Below are 20,259 nucleotides of genomic sequence, written 5' to 3'. Positions count from 1 at the left end.
GCGAAAGTATGTTCGTATGCTAGAATTAATATTATTAGGCAATTTTCATAGATGAATTTAAAAATGAGGTATTTTATGGTTACAAAGTCACATCAAAAATTTGATTTAGTTTCAAAGTATAAACCTACTGGTGATCAGCCGGAGGCAATTAAAAAACTAGATGCTGGATTAGCAAAAGGTGATAAGGAACAAACACTACTAGGAGCAACTGGAACTGGTAAAACATTCACGATGGCCAATATTATTAAAGATCAAAACAAGCCAACGCTTGTTTTAGCACATAATAAAACATTGGCAGGTCAATTATATAATGAATTAAAGAATTTCTTTCCCAATAATGCAGTTGAATATTTTGTCAGCTATTATGATTATTATCAGCCAGAAGCCTATGTCCCTTCTAGCGATACTTATATTGAAAAAGATGCTTCTATTAATGATGAAATTGATCAGTTACGTCATGCTGCTACTAGTGCATTATTAGAACGTAACGATGTGATTGTGGTAGCATCTGTTTCATCAATTTTTGGATTGGGTAATCCAGAAGAATATCAGAATCACACTATTTCTCTTCATGTTGGCGATCAAATTGATCGTGATACTTTATTGCGTAAATTAGTTAATATTCAATTTCAACGTAATGATATTGATTTTGATCGGGGTCGTTTCCGAGTTCATGGAGACACTGTTGAAGTATTTCCTGCTTCTGGAACACAAAATGCCTATCGAATTGAATTTTTTGGCGATGAGATTGATAAAATCACTCAAGTAAACACATTGACTGGAGAAGTTTTAGGTGAGCCAGAAACAGTGACGCTTTTTCCAGCAACTCATTTCTTAACGAATGATGAGATAATGAAAGTTGCTTTGCCTGAAATTAAAACTGATATGGGAAAACAAGTCGATAAGTTGGAAAAAGAAGGGAAATTATTAGAGGCACAGCGGTTAAAACAACGAACCACTTATGATATTGAAATGATGCGTGAGATGGGCTATACAACTGGAATTGAAAATTATTCTCGATATATGGATCGAAGAAAACCAGGTGAACCACCTTATACTTTATTAGATTTCTTTCCCAAGGATTTTTTGATGTTTATCGATGAATCTCATCAAACGATTCCCCAAGTTCATGGGATGTTAAAGGGAGATAAAGCACGGAAAAAGCAATTAATTGATTATGGATTTCGTTTGCCTAGTTCTTACGATAATCGTCCTTTAGATTTCAATGAATTTGAAAAGCATATTAATCAAGTAGTATATATGTCAGCAACCCCAGGTGATTATGAACTTGAACATAGTAGTCAGGTGGTTGAGCAAATCATCCGACCAACTGGTTTGTTAGATCCAACCGTCGAAGTTCGACCTACCAAAGATCAAATGGATGATTTGGTGGGAGAAATTAACGAACGAATTAAGCATAATCAACGAACTTTTGTAACTACTCTGACCAAAAAGATGTCAGAAGATTTAACTGACTATTTAAAGGATTTAGGTATTAAGGTTCGTTATTTGCATAGTGATATTAAAACGTTAGAAAGAACTAGAATTTTACGTGATTTACGTTTGGGTAAATTTGATGTTTTGATTGGAATCAATTTATTACGAGAAGGAATTGATGTTCCAGAAGTGTCTTTGATTGCGATTTTAGACGCTGATAAAGAAGGATTTTTACGAAATACTCGTTCTTTGATTCAAACTATTGGTCGAGCTGCCAGGAATGAAAATGGTCACGTTATTTTGTATGCAGACCATATTACCGATTCAATGCAAGCTGCAATGGATGAAACTGCTCGAAGACGGAAAATTCAAATTAAATACAATCAAGAACATCATATTACGCCAACAACAATTATTAAACCGATTTCAAAATCAATTTCTGCTTATAAACAAACTGAAGATGATCAATATAATCAAAAGAAACCATTTGTGGAATCTGATTTTGAACAAATGACTACTAAAGAACAAAAACAAATGCTGAAAAATTTGAGTGATGAGATGCGTGAAGCAGCTAAACAGCTTGATTTTGAACAAGCAGCATCATTACGAGATACGATTAAGAAATTAAAAAAACAAATGTGAAATGAGGTGATAAGATGGCAAATGATGTAATTAAAATCAGAGGTGCCCGTGAACATAATTTAAAAGATGTTAATGTAGATATTCCCAAGAACCAAATGGTTGTAATGACGGGCTTGTCAGGCTCAGGGAAAAGTTCTTTAGCGTTTGATACGCTGTATGCAGAAGGACAACGACGTTATGTTGAAAGTCTTTCATCATATGCACGTCAATTTTTAGGTCAGATGAACAAGCCGGATGTGGATTCAATTGTAGGTCTTAGTCCAGCAATCTCTATTGATCAAAAGACTACTTCTAAAAATTCACGTTCAACGGTTGGCACTGTAACTGAAATCAACGATTATCTTCGATTATTGTGGGCACGAGTTGGAACACCATATTGCCCTAATGATGGGACAGAAATAAAGAGTCAATCAATTGATCAAATGATTGAGCGAATCATGGCCTTACCAGAACGAACTAAGCTACAAATTATGTCTCCAATTGTTCGTTCTAAACGTGGCCAGCATAAAAAAATTTTTGAGCGAATTAAACGTGAAGGTTTTGTTAGAGTTATAGTCGATGGAGAAATGCACGATATTTCTGATGATATTGAACTCGATAAAAACAAACGACATGATATTAGTATTGTAATTGATCGGATTGTGGTAAAAGATGGAATTAATTCTCGTTTATCTGATTCCTTAGAAACCGCATTACGGCTTAGTGATGGTTATGCAAATATTGATTTTCTTGGTAAAAGAGAACCAATGCTGTTTTCTGAACATTATGCTTGTCCTGTGTGTGGATTCACAGTTGGTAAATTAGAGCCGCGTCTATTTTCTTTTAATTCTCCTTTAGGAGCTTGTCCTGACTGTGATGGTCTAGGAGTAAAATTAGAAGTGGATGAGGACTTAGTAATTCCGGATAAGAATAAGACCTTAAATGAAGGGGTAATTGAACCATGGAATCCGATCAGTTCAAAATATTATCCTGAATTATTGAAACAGGCTGCAACTGCTTTTGGCATTAAGATGGATGTACCGTTTCGTAAATTACCTAAAAAGCAACGTGATTTATTGTTATATGGTTCTAAAAAGAAAAAATTTCACTTTCACTATCATAGTGATTTTGGCGGTGTTCGGGATGTTGATGCACCATTTGAAGGTGTGATTAATAATATTGCACGTCGTTTTAAAGAAACAAATAGCGATTATACGCGTGATCAAATGCGTAAATATATGCGTGAGTTAACTTGTCAGACGTGTGATGGTTTGCGTTTAAATCGCAAGGCATTATCAGTTAAGGTTAATGGTAAAAATATTGGTGAAGTTTGTGCTATGAATATCACTGATGAACACGAGTTTTTTAAGCATGCAGAATTTGGAGAACAAGATTCAGTTGTTGCAAAGCCAGTTATTAAAGAAATTACTGATCGGTTGAATTTTTTATTGAATGTTGGTCTGAGCTATTTAACTTTATCCCGTTCAGCGCGGACACTTTCAGGTGGAGAAGCACAGCGGATTCGGTTAGCAACTCAGATTGGTTCTAATCTATCTGGTGTATTATATGTTTTAGATGAACCATCAATTGGACTTCACCAACGAGATAATGATCGACTAATCAATTCTTTAAAAAAAATGCGCGATTTAGGTAATACTTTAGTAATTGTTGAACATGATCATGATACGATGATGGCAGCTGATTATTTAGTAGATGTGGGTCCAGGTGCTGGCCAAAATGGTGGTAAAATTATGGCCACTGGGACACCCGCTGAAGTTGCCAAAAATCCAAAATCATTAACTGGGCAATATTTATCTGGCAAGAAATTTATTCCAGTTCCCTTACAACGTCGTAAGGGGAATGGTAAAAATGTCATAGTAAAAGGAGCTCAAGCTAATAATTTAAAAGATATTACAGTTAAATTTCCACTTGGCGAATTTGATGTGGTGACAGGAGTTTCCGGATCAGGTAAATCAACTCTTGTAAATGACATTTTGAAACGAGCATTGGCACAAAAACTAAATAATAATTCTGAAAAGCCAGGTAATTACAAATCAATTTCTGGATATAAAAACATTGAAAAGCTGGTTAGCATTGATCAGAGTCCGATTGGTAGGACTCCACGGAGTAATCCAGCAACCTATACAGGAGTGTTTGATGATATCCGTGATTTGTTTTCTAAAACTAATGAAGCGCAAATGCGTGGCTATCAAAAAGGACGTTTTAGTTTTAACATTAAAGGCGGCCGTTGTGAAACTTGTCATGGAGATGGAATTTTAAAAATCGGAATGGATTTTCTTCCTGACGTATACGTTCCTTGTGAAGTTTGTCATGGGAAACGGTATAATTCTGAAACTTTAGAAGTTCAATATAAAGGTAAAAATATTGCTGAAGTTTTAGATTTGACAGTTTCAGAAGCTTTGGTCTTTTTTAAAGCAATTCCTAAAATAACTCGCAAATTACAAACGATTGCAGATGTTGGCTTGGGATATGTAAAACTAGGGCAGCCAGCTACTACTTTGTCAGGTGGTGAAGCTCAACGAATGAAATTAGCTTCGGAACTACACAAACAATCATCAGGTAAAAATTTTTATATTCTCGATGAACCTACGACTGGTTTGCACACTGATGATATCAAGCGTTTGCTGGAAGTTTTACAAAAACTAGTTGATGCTGGTAATACCATTCTTATTATTGAACATAATATGGATGTGATTAAACAAGCTGATCATGTCATTGATTTGGGACCTGAAGGTGGAGCAGCTGGTGGAAACGTGGTAGCAGTTGGAACGCCCGAACAAATTGTTCAAGTTAAAGATAGTTATACTGGTAAATATTTAAAACCAATCTTAGAACGAGATACAAAACGAACAGAAGCAGCATTAAAGGCAAATAAATAATTTTGAAAGAATCGATTAATATGTCGATTCTTTTTTAGTTTGTATGAAACGCCCGGTGTGCTATACTTAAAAAATGTTTGGAGGGATATCGATGTTAAAAGATGATCAATTAGTAATAATCACAGGAATGAGTGGTGCGGGAAAGACTCGTGCTATGCAAACGTTTGAGGATTTGGGTTACTTTTGTGTCGATAATCTGCCACCAACGTTAATCTACAAGTTCACAGAATTATTGCGGACTTCCAGTGAGATTAACAAAGTTGCTCTGGTAGTGGATTTACGTGCTCCAGGGTCTAGTCAGGCAGTAGTGGATTCGTTAATTACAATTGCTAAAAATAATAATCCAAAAGAAAATGTTATTTTTCTAGATGCTTCTGATGAAAAACTTGTTTCGCGTTACGAAGAAAGTAGACGTGACCATCCATTATCTCGTAATGGTCGAGTAATTGATGGGATTGAAAAAGAAAGAAAATTGATGAGTCAAGTTAAAGATAACGCTAATATTGTTATTAATACGACTGACCTTTCACCTAAACAACTACAAAACAAAATAATAAATAGATTTGAAAAAAATGGTTCGGAAAAATTTCATGTTGAACTAATGTCATTTGGATTTAAATATGGATTGCCAATTGATGCTGACATGGTTTTCGATGTGCGTTTTCTTAGTAATCCTTATTATATTTCCGAATTGCGTAATCAAACTGGATTAGATAAGCCGGTTTATGATTATGTAATGGATCAGTCCGAAGCTGATGAATACTTTGAAAAAGCATTTGATTTACTTAAATTTGTACTTCCTAAGATTAAGAATAGTGCAAAAGCTGGTGAAACAATTGCAATTGGGTGTACGGGTGGACAGCATCGTTCGGTAGCGATGACTGAACGTCTAGCTGCGGCACTTAAAAATTTAGGATTTACTGTGAACGTTACCCATCGAGACATTAATCGGCATAAAGGAGTGCACTAATTAATGGTAGATAAGGTAGCAAAAAGAATTGATCGTCCCCGTATGGTTGTGATTGGCGGTGGAACTGGTCTTCCAGTAATTTTGCGAAACTTAAAGAAAAGAGACGTTGATATTACCGCCATTGTAACTGTTGCAGATGATGGTGGATCTTCTGGTATTTTGCGAAACTATATTAACGTTTTGCCACCTGGAGATATTCGGAATGTGTTAGTAGCACTTTCTAATTTACCAAAATTGGATTTAGATATTTTTCAATATCGTTTTAAGTCATCAGATAAATTTTTGTCTGGTCATGCGATTGGAAACCTAATTATTACAGCTTTATCCGAAATGGAAGGCGGTTTTTTTGCAGCTGTCCAAAAATTGACAAAAATGATGGATGTTGAGGGCCATGTTTTTCCAGTTTGTGATGAGAGTTTAGAGTTACATGCTGAGTTTCAGGATGGAACTACAATTGCCGGTGAATCTGAAATTACTAATGCCGATAAAATGATTAAACGGGTTTGGGTCGAATCTGCTAATAATGATAAAAAACCACATGCCGTAAATGACGTAATTGAAGCAATTATGGATGCTGATCAAATTGTTTTAGGACCTGGTAGTCTATATACGAGTATTTTGCCAAATTTAATGGTTAGTAACGTTGGCAGGGCAGTGATTGAGACAAATGCTGAGGTGGTTTATATTTGCAACATTATGACGCAAAAAGGTGAAACAGATAATTTCACCGATGCTGATCATGTTAAAATTTTGGATCGTCAACTAGGATACAATTTTGTTGATACTGTACTTGTTAATAATAAAAAAGTCCCTGCATCTTATATTGATCATCAGCGTTGGAGCGATGAATCACAGCCAGTTAAGCATGACTATGATGGTTTAAAAAAATTAGGCTGTCGCGTTATTTCTTCTGATTTTTTGGAATTGCGTGATCATGGTGCCTTTCATAATGGTAAGTTAGTTACTAACGAGTTAATTCGTTTGTTGGGGCAGCCGAAAATCAGTCATTAGGAGTTGTTACAATGTCATATGCAAGTGACGTAAAAAAAGAATTAACTAATTTAGAAGTTCATCGTGATAATGCAAAAGCTGAGCTGATGGCTTTGATTCGGATGAATGGAACCTTGAAAGTTTCTAATGGTCGTTTGTCGCTTGAAGTTCAATCAGAAAATTCGGCTATATCGCGTCGTATTTATCAATTATTGTTACGTTTTTATAATGTTGAAGCAGCTGTGGTAGTTAGACGTAAAATGAAATTAAAAAAGAATAATTTATATATTGTTCGTTTAATTCGGAATGTTCGTGATATTTTAAATGATTTAGGAATTTTAGACGGTAATCAAATTATTGAACGAGTCCCACTAGAATTATTAAAAAATGATATGCAAGTTCGTTCCTATTTGAGAGGGGCTTTTTTGGCTGGCGGTTCAGTTAATAATCCCGAAACCTCCCGTTACCATTTGGAAATTTACTCTCTTTACGAAAATCATAATCAAATGTTAGCTGAAATGATGAATCAATATAATCTTGGGGCAAAGGAAATTCAACGTCGTAGTGGCCATATAGTTTACTTAAAAGAAGGAGAAAAAATAGCTGATTTTTTACAATTAATTGGAGCTACAAATGCTATGTTGAAGTTTGAGGATGTCCGAATTGTACGCGATATGCGTAATTCGGTTAATCGCTTAGTTAACTGTGAAAATGCCAATATGAATAAAGTTGCCAATGCATCCACAAAACAAATTGAAAACATTAAATTCATTTCTGAAAAGGCTGGTTTGAAAATTTTGCCACAAAAGTTGCAAGAAGTTGCAATTGTCCGAATGAAAAATCAAGAAGTTAGTTTAAAAGAATTAGGTGAGTTAGTTCCTGACGGACCAATTTCTAAATCTGGTATTAATCATCGTTTACATAAAATTAATGATTTTGCTGATCAGTTGCGTAACAATACTGAAAAATAAGATAAAAAAATAGCGATACTTCATTTTTGAAGTGTCGCTATTTTTTATAAAACTATTTTTTATCGTCGCTATTTGTCATAATTCCATCAATCAAACCATAATCAACGGCTTGTTCAGCACTAAGATAATTATCACGTTCAGTATCACGATCAATTTTTTCAAGTGGTTGACCAGAATGTTCAGCCAGTAACTTATTAATCATCTTTCTAGCACGTAAAATTTCTTTGGCAGCGATTTCGATTTCAGTTTGTTGCCCTTGAGCTCCACCAGATGGTTGGTGAATCATAATTTGAGCATGTGGTAAAGCAAAACGCTTACCTTTTGCACCTGCAGTAGCAAGCACACTTGCCATTGAAGCAGCCATTCCCATTACGATTGTTTGAACATCAGCTTTGATGAAGTTCATTGTGTCGTAAATTGCCATTCCAGAAGTAATTACACCACCGGGAGAGTTAATGTATAGATAAATATCTTTATCTGAATCTTGGGCATCTAAGAATAATAATTGAGCAATAACGGCATTTGCCATGTTATCTTCGATTTCACCAGAAAGCATAATAATACGATCTTTTAAAAGTCGAGAGTAGATGTCATATGCTCGTTCGCCTTGGGGCGAGTTTTCAACAACAGTTGGTACTAAAGGCATAGTATTTCTCCTCCTAATATTATATAGTAATAAATTTATAATCTAAATTCGTGCATTAATCTTACAATATAGGTCAATCAAGGTCAATTAATTACCCTTATTGATGATTCTTGTGATCATAATCAAACCTATTAATTATTTAAAAATAATTAGTTTTAAAAAATAAAAAGCCTCCAATTAATGGGGCTTTAAATTAAGATTAACAATATTTCTAGATGCGCTCCGAGGGAATCGAACTCTCATCTCAAGAACCGGAATCTTACGTGCTATCCATTACACTAGGAGCGCGTCATTAAACTAAATTTTATTGCAACACCTATCATAGTCGAAAATCGGCAAAGATTCAAGATAAGATTTACAGGTGTTTTAGTTGCAATCAAATTCCCATTTGCTATACTAAAAATCGTGGTAGATTCATTTTATGCCACGCTTAATTATCTAATTTTATTGAATTTTGTTGCGATGAAATCGCTGACATTTGCTAATAAAATGTGGTAATATTAAGTTGTATTATAAATTAGATATTCCTTAAAGGAGGAAGCCTATTATGACTGTAAAAATTGGTATTAATGGTTTCGGAAGAATTGGTCGTCTTGCATTCAGACGTATCCATGAATTAGGTTCAAAGGACATTGAAGTTGCAGCAATCAACGATTTAACTACACCTTCTATGTTAGCTTACTTATTAAAATACGATTCTGTTCATGGTCGTTTCCCTGGTAAAGTTGAATCAACTGAAGATGCTATCGTGGTTGATGGAAAACGTATTCCTGTATATGCTGAACGCAATGCTAAGGATATTCCTTGGGTTAAAAACGACGGTGTTGACTTTGTACTTGAATGTACTGGTTTCTACACTTCAAAAGAAAAAGCACAAGCTCACTTGGATGCAGGTGCTAAACGTGTCTTGATTTCAGCACCTGCTGGTGATGTTACTACTATCGTACCTGGCGTTAACGAAGGTACTTTACGTAAAGATGATCACATTGTATCAGCTGGTTCATGTACTACTAACTGTTTAGCTCCTATGGCTTACTGGTTAAACAAAGAATTTGGACTTAAAGTTGGTACTATGACTACTGTTCACGCTTATACTGCAACTCAAGCTCTTCAAGATGGACCTCGTTCAGCTAAGGTACAAAATGACCGTGCTGCTGCTGTTAATACTGTTCCACATAGTTCAGGTGCTGCTAAGGCTATCGGTCTTGTTATCCCAGAACTTGATGGTGTTTTAAAGGGACATGCACAACGTGTTGCTGTTGCTGACGGTTCATTAACTGAATTAGTATCTGTTTTAGATAAGAAAGTTACTGTTGATGATATTAACGATGCTATGAAGAAACATGAAAGTGAAGCATATGGCTACACTGATGACTACATTGTTTCATCAGATATCATTGGTAACTCACATGGTTCAGTATTTGATCCAGGTCAGACTGAAATCACTGAAAGTGGTGATACTCAATTAGTTAAAACTGTTGCATGGTATGATAACGAATGGGGATTCACTTGTAACATGGTTCGTACTTTATTGAAATTTGCTACAATGTAATTTAAATCTATTCTTTAGATTTTGATTAAAAAGGGCGGAGGAGGTTATAACTCCTTCGCTTTTTCTTTATAAAATAATTCATTAGGAGGAATCATAATGAGTAAATTAATTATTGATGATTTAGACTTAAAAGGTAAAGATGTCTTAATGCGTGTCGATTTTAATGTTCCAATTAAAGATGGTGTTGTTGGTGATGATAACCGAATCGTTGCTGCCTTACCTTCAATCGAATGGGTAATTGATCATGGTGGTAAAGCCATTCTTTTCTCTCATTTGGGTCGAATTAAGTCTGAAGACGACAAACCTGGTCTATCACTTCGTCCTGTTGCTGAAAAACTTTCAAAATTATTGGATAAACCAGTTATTTTTGTGCCAGTAAATGAAGGTCCACAACTTGAAGAAGCAATTGATAACATGAAAGATGGACAAGTATTGTTAGCCGAAAATACTAGATATCAAGATGTTGTTGATGGTAAACAAGTTAAACGTGAATCTGGTAACGATCCTAAGTTAGGTCAATACTGGGCTTCACTTGGTGACGTTTTTGTCAATGATGCTTTTGGTACTGCACACAGAAGTCATGCTTCTAACGTTGGGATTGCTACTGCAATGGAAAAAGCTGGTAAGCCAGTTGCTGCTGGATTCTTACTTGAAAAAGAAATCAAATTCTTAGGTAATGCTGTTGATAATCCTAAACGTCCATTTGTTGCTATTTTAGGTGGCGCCAAAGTTTCAGATAAGATTGGTGTAATTGATCATTTATTAGACAAAGCTGATAAGATTATTATCGGTGGAGGAATGACTTATACTTTCTATGCTGCTAAAGGAATTGGAATTGGTAATTCACTTGTTGAAAAAGACAAGATTGATGTTGCTAAGGAAATTCTTGAAAAGGGTGGCGACAAGATTGTATTACCTGTCGACTCTGTTTGTGCTGATGCATTTTCAAACGATGCTCAAACAAAGATTGTTGATGGTTCAATTCCTGATGGATGGATGGGATTAGACATTGGTCCTAAATCAATCAAACTCTTTGAAGAAGTTCTTTCAGATGCTAAAACTGTTGTTTGGAATGGACCAATGGGTGTCTTTGAAATGCCTAAGTTTGCTGAAGGAACTTTGGCAATTGGTCGGTTCTTAGGTAACTTAAAGGATGCTACTACCATCGTTGGTGGTGGTGATTCAACTGCTGCTGTTAAACAATTAGGCGTAGCTGACAAGCTTACCCACATTTCAACAGGTGGTGGAGCTTCACTTGAATACCTTGAAGGAAAGACTCTTCCAGGAATTGCTTGTGTATCTAATAAAAAAGATTAATTTAAAAAAGCTGTCAGAGTTATTCTGGCAGCTTTTTTTGTGACGTGGTTTACTAGTTATTTTTGAAAAATTCAGCTAGAATAAAAGATAACAACACGAGAGGAGGGATAATTATGCGAATTCCTTTTATTGGCGGTAATTGGAAAATGAATTTATCTCTAGATATGGCAGTTCAATTTGTAAAAGAAATTAAAGATCAATTACCTCCAGCTGATAAGGTTGAAACAGCAATTGCTGCTTCTCCTTTATTTTTAGAATCAATGCTACAAAATAACCAAAATAGTCCATTATTTGTTACGGCTGAAAATTGTTTCTATAAGGATGAAGGCGCTTATACTGGTGAAGTTAGTCCTAAAGCGCTGAGTGAAATGGGGATTCAATATGTAATTGTGGGTCATTCCGAGCGACGTAATTATTTTAATGAAACTAATGATATTATCAATAAAAAAGTTCATGCGATTATTAGAAATCATATGAAACCGATTATTTGTTGCGACGAAACTATGGGTCGTTTTGAAAATGGTGACCACTTTTCTTGGGTAGTTAATCAAGTTACTGCCGCATTACACGGCGTTGATGAAACGGCTGCTGAAGATATTGTGATTGCGTATGAACCAAGTTGGGCGATTGGAACTGGCCATAGTGCTTCAACTGAAGAAGCAGAAGAAGGTTGTTATTTGATTCGTCAAACTTTAGCTGACATCTATTCAGACGAAACAGCTGATAAGATTCGAATTTTGTATGGCGGCAGTGTTACCCAGGAAAATATTGCTGCTTTGATGAAAGAGCCGGATATTGATGGGGTATTAGCTGGAAAAGCAAGTTTGAATCCGAAAGAATTTGTCAAACTGGCCAATTATCAAACTCTAAAATAAATGTTTAAATTCGTTGCATTGGGCTTTTTAAAAATGTAGAATTTAGATGTATTATTAAATAGTTTTAAATAGATTACTAAGGAGATTTATTATGTCAATTATTTCTGATGTATATGCACGCGAAGTTTTAGATTCACGTGGTAATCCAACAGTTGAAGCAGAAGTTTATACAGAAGATGGTGCTATGGGACGTGGAATTGTTCCTTCTGGTGCATCTACTGGTGAACATGAAGCTGTTGAATTGCGTGACGGTAACAAAGATAGATACATGGGTAAAGGTGTTACAAAGGCTGTTGCCAATGTTAACGACAAAATTGCCAAGGAAGTTATTGGTTACGATGTTACAGATCAATTAGGCATTGACCAAGCTATGATTAAGCTTGATGGAACTCCTAACAAAGCAAAATTAGGTGCTAACGCAATTTTGGCAGTCTCAATTGCCGTTGCTAGAGCAGCTGCTGATGAACTTGGAACTCCTTTATACAATTACTTAGGCGGTTTTGATGCTCACGTTTTACCTACTCCAATGATGAACGTTATCAATGGTGGTAAACATGCTAACAACAAGGTTGATTTCCAAGAATTCATGATTATGCCAGTTGGTGCTCCTACATTTAGAGAAGCTGTAAGAATGGGATCAGAAACTTTCCATAACTTAAAAGCTATTTTAAATGAAAAAGGTTACTCAACTGCTGTTGGTGATGAAGGTGGATTTGCTCCTGACTTGAAGAACAACGAAGAACCATTTGAAATCTTAGTTGAAGCAATTGAACGTGCAGGTTACAAACCAGGTAAAGATATTTGTATTGCCTTTGACTGTGCCGCATCAGAATTCTACGATCCAGAAACTAAGAAATATAACTTAGTTGGTGATGGTAAATCATACACTGCATCAGAATTTGTTGATTTACTTGACTCAATCGTTGACAAATATCCAATCATTTCAATCGAAGATCCTTTGGATGAAAACGAATGGGAAGACTGGAGAATTGCTACTGAAAAACTTGGCAAAAAAGTGCAAATTGTTGGTGATGATTTATTTGTTACTAACACTGAATACCTTGAAAAGGGTATTAACATGCATGTTGCTAACTCAATCCTTATTAAACTTAACCAAATCGGTACATTAACTGAAACTGTTAATGCCGTTAACATGGCTAAAGAAGCTGGTTACACTGCTATCATTTCACACCGTTCTGGTGAAACTGAAGATACTACTATTGCTGACTTAGTTGTTGCAATGAACAGTGGTCAAATCAAGACTGGTTCAATGAGTCGTGGTGAAAGAATTGCTAAGTACAACCAATTAATGAGAATCGAAGATCAATTAGGTTCTGTTGCGGTTTACAAAGGTATTAACGCTTTCTATAACTTAGACCATCAAGCACGAGAAAACATTATGAGTAAATAATATTTAATTATTAATTTAAGAACTTCTAGTTAAACTAGAAGTTCTTTTTTTATACAAATTTTTAAATTTTTACGTATCTTCTTACACAATTTAAAGGAGATTATAAAATGAAAAAGCAAGCATATATTTTAGGAACAAGTTTATTGGTAATGAGTGGAATGACTTTTGCAACCACAATTAATGCATCAGCACAGATTTTTGATGTTTCAGCTCGTCAATTTTTTAAGGATAAAGATGGAAAAATAAATTCTCAGTATCGCTTTGATTTTACGACAGTTGATGCTAAAACTGCTAAAGATATTCAAGCTCCTCCTTTACCGGGATATCATCTAAAGTCAGGATCAAAAATGTTGATTGCCGGTTCTGACGCGGTTATTTTTGATTATGAAAAAGATGATGATGTGATTTTACCAACACCAACACCAACACCAACACCAACACCAACACCAACACCAACACCAACACCAACACCAACACCAACACCAACACCAACACCAACACCAACACCAACACCAACACCAACACCAACACCAACACCAACACCAACACCAACACCAACACCAACACCAACACCAACACCAACACCAACACCAACACCAACACCAACACCAACACCAACACCAACTACTAACCCAGTTACACCTAGCGAAAAGCCAAAACAAACAGATGATTCTAAATTAATTCCAGCAGAAAAGCAGCAAGTACATGAAGAAGAACATCAAGCTAAAAATACTAATGAAACAAAAATAGAAACTACGATTGATGACAAATTGGAAAGTAAAACAGATAAAGATGAAGAAAAACAACGAGATAATTTGCCAAAAAAAGATGAAGTAATCGCCACATCAAATGAATCAAAGCAGTTCAAAGAAGATGACTTTCAAGAAAATAAATCTGACAAAGTAAATCCTGAAATATTTGACAAAATAGAATCTAAAAATGATAAAGTACAGAAGCAACAAGAAAATTTAAAATCAGAAAATGATTTCTCAATAAAGGAAACTAAAAATGAAAAACTGTTTGAAAAAGAACCAGCAGTTGTTACCAAAATTCCTTCTAAGCCAATCGAACAACTTGAAATAAAATCACCACTTCAATCTAAAGAGCAAGTAAGCCTAGGGTTACTTGACCAACAACCAATTAAGCAGATTCCAGCATCAGATAAGAGTTCGGAATCTACTTTAACCAAACAGAATGATGGTTTAATTTATACCAATAATAATGAGATACCAACGATTAAAACCAATATTCTTAGTGCTAAAAACGCAACTAAGGCAGTGTCTCATCAATCCATTAACGATAGTAAATCACCTGAAAATTATGTAAAAGCTGCTCCAGCAGTTACAGAAATTAAAGCAACCAATAAAAATGATCTCTTAAAAGAACGTGGTAAAACGATGCCATCCGTGACACTGCAATCAGCAAAAGGAAAAAATGTTAAAAGTAAAAAGTTAAATCATATTAATGAAACACAAAACAAAACTGTAAAAGAGAAATTGCCTTCATTAGGAGAAGATAATCATGCCTCAAAAATGCTGCTATTAGTTTTAGGAATATTGAGTTTAATTGTAATTTTATTTAATAAAGTAAGAACTAAAAATAAAGATTAGATTTATAAAATGAAACGTGTTATAATATTAATTAAGAATTAATAGGCCTTTTTTTAATGTGGCTAGGAGGAATTTTTTTGACTAACTTCTTAATGATATTATTATGGATTGTTAGTGTGCTGATTATTGGTGCAGTTTTAATGCAACCATCTAAAAATAACGATGCAATGTCATCATTTACTGGTGGAGCTAGCGACCTGTTTTCAGAATCAAAGTCTCGTGGCTTTGAATCATTTATCCAAAGAGTAACTGTAATATTAGGTATTTTGTTTTTTGGAATCGCATTGATTTTGATGTGGATGTCACAACATTAATGAAAAAGCTCCTGTGTATTCGCAGGAGCTTTTTATTATAATATGGTCTGTTAAAAATTATGTAATAAAATAAAGATGTCTTATAATAAAGATGTTTGATAAATAGAAATAGAAGAGGAAAAAGCATTGCAAGAAAATAAATTAAAAACTGAAATAGAGACAGAATTAAAGTCACATCCCAATGAGGGATTTGATGTTGAAAAGATTGCTGATGCATTAGATTATCATGGATCATCAGCATTTAAATTGATTGTTCAAGCGTTAGCAGAACTAGAGAGAAATCGAACTGTTGTAGTAACAACAGATGGTAGTTTTAAGATTAATCCAAGTGAGTTAAAAATCGAAGGTATTTTTCATTCCAACTCAAAAGGATTTGGATTTGTAGCATATGATGATGATCTTCAAGATGCTTTCATTGCACCTGATGACACTATGAATGCGATGAATTTAGACAAAGTTGAAATTCAAATCATTAAACCTGCTGGTAAAGGTTCAGATCGTGGACCACAAGCAAAAGTTGTTAAAATTATCGAACGCCACTATGACCATGTGGTTGGAGAATTTTTCAAAACTCGTGAAGATAATGGCTATATGGGCCAACTTAAAGTTAAAGATAAAAAATTAGATGGCATTAGATGTTATGTTGCCGATGCAGGATTACATCCAACTCCAGGTGAAATTGTTACAGCTGATATCACTGAATATCCTAATGCTAAAACTCCAGATGCTATGGTAGTAGTTGCTAAACAAGTAATTGGTAGTGTTGATGATCCTGGGATTGATATTTTACAAATTGTGTACGCTCATGACGTACCTTCTCAATTCCCAGAAGACGTTTTACAAGAAGCTGATGCAATTCCTGATCACGTTTTGCCCGAAGAGACTAAAGGCAGAGAAGATATTACAGGTCAAGACTTAGTAACTATTGATGCTGAAGAATCTAAGGATTTAGATGATGCCGTAACGGCCTGGAAATTGCCTAATGGTAATTACCATCTTGGAGTTCATATTGCCGATGTTAGTCATTATGTTAAACAAGGTAGTTTATTAGATCGTGAAGCATACAAACGAGGAACTTCGGTTTATTTAACTGATCGGGTAATTCCAATGTTACCTAGACGACTTTCAAACGGAATTTGTTCCTTAAATGAAGGACAACTTCGTTTATGTATGAGTTGTGATATGGAAATCAATCCACAAGGTAAGGTAGTTAAATCACGGATTCATCCTAGTGTAATGCGTTCTAAGGCTCGGATGACTTATAATGCAGTTAATGCTATTTTGGAATCAAAAGATGACGAAGCTAAAAAGAAATATGCAGATTTGGTACCAATGTTTGAAACGATGGGTGAATTGCATAAAATTCTTTATAAAGCACGTCGTCGCCGTGGTGCGATTGACTTTAACGATGATGAGGCAAAAATCATTGTTAATGAAGAAGGACACCCAATTGACATTGTAGTTCGTCATCGTGGTACTGCTGAACGCTTAATCGAATCATTTATGTTGGCAGCTAATGAAACTGTGGCCGAAACATATCATAAAGCTAAAGTTCCATTTATTTATCGAGTTCATGAAACTCCGGATGCAACTAAAGTAAAAGAATTTTTTGAATTTCTAACTGGTTTTGGAATTAACGTTAAAGCTGATCCAGATCACTTAGAACCTAAAACTTTGCAAAATATTTTAACCAAGGTTGAAGGAACTCCTGAAGAGGGCGTAGTTTCAGTTATGATGCTTCGCAGTATGCAGCAAGCTAAATATAGTGACAAATGTACGGGGCATTTTGGTTTGGGAGCTAAATACTACACACATTTCACTTCACCAATTCGTCGTTATCCTGATTTATTTATTCATCGTTTGATTCATTACTATGAAGATAATGGAATTAATGATAAAACTAGAGAAACATATGCTGGTAAAGTTGGTGAAGTTGCACTTCATTGTTCAGAAACAGAACGTCGTGGTGTTGATACCGAACGTGACGTTGATGCAATGATGAAGGCTGAATACATGAGCGATCGAATTGGGCAAGAATTTGACGGAGTAGTTAGTTCTGTAATGAAATTTGGTGCTTTCGTCGAACTTCCTAACACAGTTGAAGGGTTAGTTCACATCAGTCGTTTGAAAGACGACTATTACCAATATGTTGAAAAATTCATGGCATTAGTAGGACGAAGTACAAAGCGTACTTTCAAGATTGGTCAAGATGTAAGAGTTAAGTGTGTGGGTGTTGATACTGACCAAAGTACAGTTGATTTTGAGATTGTTCATCCAGAAAACACACCAACCAGTGATTTGTTACCTAAAAAAACTCACAACGAATACACTGGACCAGTTATGAAATCTAAGAATTCAAAGAATAAAAAAGATTCACATAAATTCACGATTCAAAAGCATAAATAAAGGATGAGTGAAAATGGCTAAAAAGAAACGTAAGCCTAATGATAATAATGTAATGGCGACAAACCGCAAAGCACGTCATGATTATTTCATTGAACAAACATATGAAGCTGGAATTTCGCTGACTGGAACTGAGATTAAATCAGTTCGAGAGCGTCGTCTAAATTTGAAAGATGGATTTGTTTCAATCCGCAATGGCGAAGCCTATTTAATGAACGTTCATATCAATGAATATTCAGAAGGAAATCAATTTAACCATGATCCGTTGCGAAATCGTAAGTTATTGTTGCACAAAAAAGAAATTAAACGTTTATCTGATGCAGTTCAAACTAAAGGAATCACGGTTGTACCTTTGAAAGTCTATATTAAGCATAATTTTGCTAAAGTATTGATTGGAGTTGCCAAAGGTAAACATGAATACGACAAACGTGAAACGATTAAACAGCGAGACCAGAAACGACAAATTGATCGGGTTATGAAACATTATTAAAAGAACGAGAATTCTCGTTCTTTTTTTGTATCTGATTATGTTAAAATATTCACGAGGTGAAAAAAGTGAAACAATTTATTGATAATGACTGGTGGCCAGTTCTTGAGCCAGAGTTTGAAAAACCGTATTACCAAAAGTTACGAAAATTTTTGGTAGAAGAATACAATAATCATACGATTTATCCAGCGATGCAACGGATTTTTCAGGCATTTGAATGGACACCATTTAGTAAAACGAAAGTTGTTATTTTAGGTCAAGATCCATATCATGGTCCACACCAGGCAATTGGTCTCAGTTTTGCAGTTGAACCAAGTGTTCCCGTTCCTCCTTCACTTCGTAATATTTATAAGGAATTGGATCATGATTTGGGGATCAAGCCAGTAAATCATGGCTATCTCAAAAGTTGGGCAGATCAAGGAGTTTTATTACTTAATTCTGTTTTGACTGTTCGCGATGGATTAGCTTTTTCTCATCAGGGGAAGGGCTGGGAACAACTCACTGATTATGCGATTGAACAGTTATCCAAACGTCCTGAGCCAGTGGTATTTATTTTATGGGGGAGAGCAGCTCGCAATAAAATTAAACTGATTGATACTAAAACAAATATTGTCATTCAGTCTGCTCATCCGAGTCCTTTGTCGGCTAATCGAGGATTTTTTGGTTCTCGTCCATTTTCAAAAACCAATGCAGCTCTGGAAGCGATGGGAGAAAAGCCAATTAATTGGCAATTGCCAGAACATGTTACACTAAGTAATTAATAGGAGAAAATTATGGAATTATTTGATAGTTTAAAAGCAAAAATTAAAGGTAAAGATATTAAATTAGTATTTCCCGAAGGAGAAGATAAGAGAATTGTTGAAGCAGCTAGTCGTTTAGCACAAGAGAATTTAGCAATTCCTGTTTTATTAGGTGATGAAGCAAAGATTAAAGCTGTTGCTAAAGATTTAGGAGTTAGTTTGGACGGAGTTAAATTAGTTGATATTAGTGAAGTTCCAAATGATGAAGTTCAGCAATTAGTTCAAGCCATCGTTGCACGTCGAAAAGGGAAAACATCCACTTCTCAGGCTTTAGAATGGCTAAAAGATCCTAACTATTTTGGAACTGCTTTAGTGTATACTGATGTCGTTGACGGGATGGTTTCAGGTGCTGCTCATCCTACGGGAGATACGGTTCGTCCTGCTTTACAAATTATTAAAACCAAACCTGGTGTTAATTTGATTAGTGGAGCATTTGTAATGCAGCGTGGTGATGAACGTTATTTATTCGCTGATTGTGCCATCAATATTGATCCTAACGAAGAACAATTAGCAGAGATTGCTGTTGAAAGTGGTAAAACTGCTCAATTATTTGATATTGATCCCCGAGTTGCTTTGCTTAGCTTTTCAACTAAAGGCTCTGCTAAGAGTCCCGAAGTTGAAAAGGTACAAAAAGCGACTGAATTAGCACAGAAATTAGATTCAGAAATGCCAATTGATGGCGAATTACAATTTGATGCTGCCATTGTACCTAAAGTTGCGGAATCAAAAGCACCAGATTCTGATGTGGCTGGAAAAGCCACTGTCTTCGTTTTTCCTGAATTACAATCTGGAAACATTGGTTACAAGATTGCCCAACGATTAGGCGGATTTGAAGCCATTGGACCCATTCTCCAAGGATTAAACAAACCAGTTTCTGACTTATCTCGTGGTTGTAACAGTGAAGATGCCTATAAAGTAGCGATCATCACGGCCGCTCAAACTCTTTAGGTTTCAG

At 35.3% G+C, this 20,259-nt stretch carries 16 protein-coding genes and 1 tRNA gene; 15 read left to right on the top strand and 2 right to left on the bottom strand.

Translation table 11 applies throughout. The annotated features are described in order from the left end of the window. Nucleotides 1–75: 75 nt before the first annotated feature. From uvrB to whiA, 5 genes are all read left to right on the top strand, one after another. Nucleotides 76–2,079, top strand: a complete 2,004-nt coding sequence (gene uvrB, locus AC0GLR_RS05155) for an excinuclease ABC subunit UvrB (protein ID WP_495604406.1) — start codon at nt 76–78, stop codon at nt 2,077–2,079. 14 nt (nt 2,080–2,093) lie between these two features. Beyond that, nucleotides 2,094–4,958 carry an excinuclease ABC subunit UvrA gene (gene uvrA, locus AC0GLR_RS05150; protein WP_495604405.1) on the top strand — a complete coding sequence of 955 codons (2,865 nt, stop codon included), beginning with the start codon at nt 2,094–2,096 and terminating at the stop codon, nt 4,956–4,958. A 91-nt stretch (nt 4,959–5,049) separates the two neighbouring features. Further along, nucleotides 5,050–5,928, top strand: coding sequence for an RNase adapter RapZ (gene rapZ, locus AC0GLR_RS05145; RefSeq protein WP_495604404.1), 879 nt, complete (start codon nt 5,050–5,052; stop codon nt 5,926–5,928). A 3-nt stretch (nt 5,929–5,931) separates the two neighbouring features. Beyond that, a complete protein-coding gene (locus tag AC0GLR_RS05140; RefSeq protein WP_495604403.1) occupies nt 5,932–6,939 on the top strand; it encodes a gluconeogenesis factor YvcK family protein in 1,008 nt (335 codons plus the stop codon). Nucleotides 6,940–6,950: 11 nt separating this feature from the next. Then, nucleotides 6,951–7,889, top strand: coding sequence for a DNA-binding protein WhiA (gene whiA / locus AC0GLR_RS05135; protein WP_495604402.1), 939 nt, complete (start codon nt 6,951–6,953; stop codon nt 7,887–7,889). Between the two features lie 52 nt (nt 7,890–7,941). On the opposite strand, the gene clpP is transcribed toward whiA, so the two are convergent. Together clpP and AC0GLR_RS05125 are read right to left on the bottom strand one after the other, a co-directional pair. After that, entirely contained in the window at nt 7,942–8,535 is a 594-nt protein-coding gene (gene clpP, locus AC0GLR_RS05130; RefSeq protein WP_495604401.1) for an ATP-dependent Clp endopeptidase proteolytic subunit ClpP, read from the bottom strand. Nucleotides 8,536–8,751: 216 nt separating this feature from the next. Then, a tRNA-Arg gene (locus AC0GLR_RS05125) sits at nt 8,752–8,823 on the bottom strand. 259 nt (nt 8,824–9,082) lie between these two features. On the opposite strand from AC0GLR_RS05125, the gene gap reads away from it, so the two are divergent. The 10 genes from gap to pta all read left to right on the top strand — a co-directional run bounded on the left by gap (nt 9,083) and on the right by pta (nt 20,252). Then, a complete protein-coding gene (gene gap, locus AC0GLR_RS05120) occupies nt 9,083–10,087 on the top strand; it encodes a type I glyceraldehyde-3-phosphate dehydrogenase (RefSeq protein ID WP_495604400.1) in 1,005 nt (334 codons plus the stop codon). A gap of 96 nt (nt 10,088–10,183) precedes the next feature. Further along, complete coding sequence (locus AC0GLR_RS05115; RefSeq protein WP_054646433.1) at nt 10,184–11,404, top strand: phosphoglycerate kinase; 1,221 nt, start codon at nt 10,184–10,186, stop codon at nt 11,402–11,404. Between the two features lie 113 nt (nt 11,405–11,517). After that, nucleotides 11,518–12,279, top strand: a complete 762-nt coding sequence (gene tpiA / locus AC0GLR_RS05110; RefSeq protein ID WP_495604399.1) for a triose-phosphate isomerase — start codon at nt 11,518–11,520, stop codon at nt 12,277–12,279. Between the two features lie 91 nt (nt 12,280–12,370). Next, nucleotides 12,371–13,690, top strand: coding sequence for a phosphopyruvate hydratase (eno, locus tag AC0GLR_RS05105; protein ID WP_495604398.1), 1,320 nt, complete (start codon nt 12,371–12,373; stop codon nt 13,688–13,690). Nucleotides 13,691–13,797: 107 nt separating this feature from the next. Beyond that, nucleotides 13,798–15,300 (top strand): hypothetical protein, encoded by a 1,503-nt coding sequence (locus tag AC0GLR_RS05100; protein WP_495604397.1) that lies wholly within the window; start codon nt 13,798–13,800, stop codon nt 15,298–15,300. A 77-nt stretch (nt 15,301–15,377) separates the two neighbouring features. Beyond that, a complete protein-coding gene (gene secG / locus AC0GLR_RS05095) occupies nt 15,378–15,614 on the top strand; it encodes a preprotein translocase subunit SecG (RefSeq protein ID WP_495604396.1) in 237 nt (78 codons plus the stop codon). A 126-nt stretch (nt 15,615–15,740) separates the two neighbouring features. Then, nucleotides 15,741–18,020 carry a ribonuclease R gene (gene rnr, locus AC0GLR_RS05090; RefSeq protein WP_495604395.1) on the top strand — a complete coding sequence of 760 codons (2,280 nt, stop codon included), beginning with the start codon at nt 15,741–15,743 and terminating at the stop codon, nt 18,018–18,020. A gap of 13 nt (nt 18,021–18,033) precedes the next feature. Beyond that, on the top strand, nt 18,034–18,507 hold the full coding sequence (gene smpB, locus AC0GLR_RS05085; RefSeq protein WP_495604394.1) for an SsrA-binding protein SmpB: 474 nt from the start codon (nt 18,034–18,036) through the stop codon (nt 18,505–18,507). Nucleotides 18,508–18,572: 65 nt separating this feature from the next. Next, the gene (locus AC0GLR_RS05080; RefSeq protein ID WP_495604393.1) at nt 18,573–19,265 is read left to right on the top strand and encodes a uracil-DNA glycosylase; all 693 of its coding nucleotides are present in this window, start codon (nt 18,573–18,575) and stop codon (nt 19,263–19,265) included. Nucleotides 19,266–19,277: 12 nt separating this feature from the next. After that, nucleotides 19,278–20,252, top strand: a complete 975-nt coding sequence (pta, locus tag AC0GLR_RS05075) for a phosphate acetyltransferase (RefSeq protein ID WP_495604392.1) — start codon at nt 19,278–19,280, stop codon at nt 20,250–20,252. Nucleotides 20,253–20,259: the final 7 nt, after the last annotated feature.

The organism is Fructilactobacillus sp. YLN 2412, assembly GCF_059488745.1.
The sequence above is the reverse complement of the archived record's forward strand: the minus strand, read 5'-3'. Positions and strand labels throughout refer to the sequence as shown.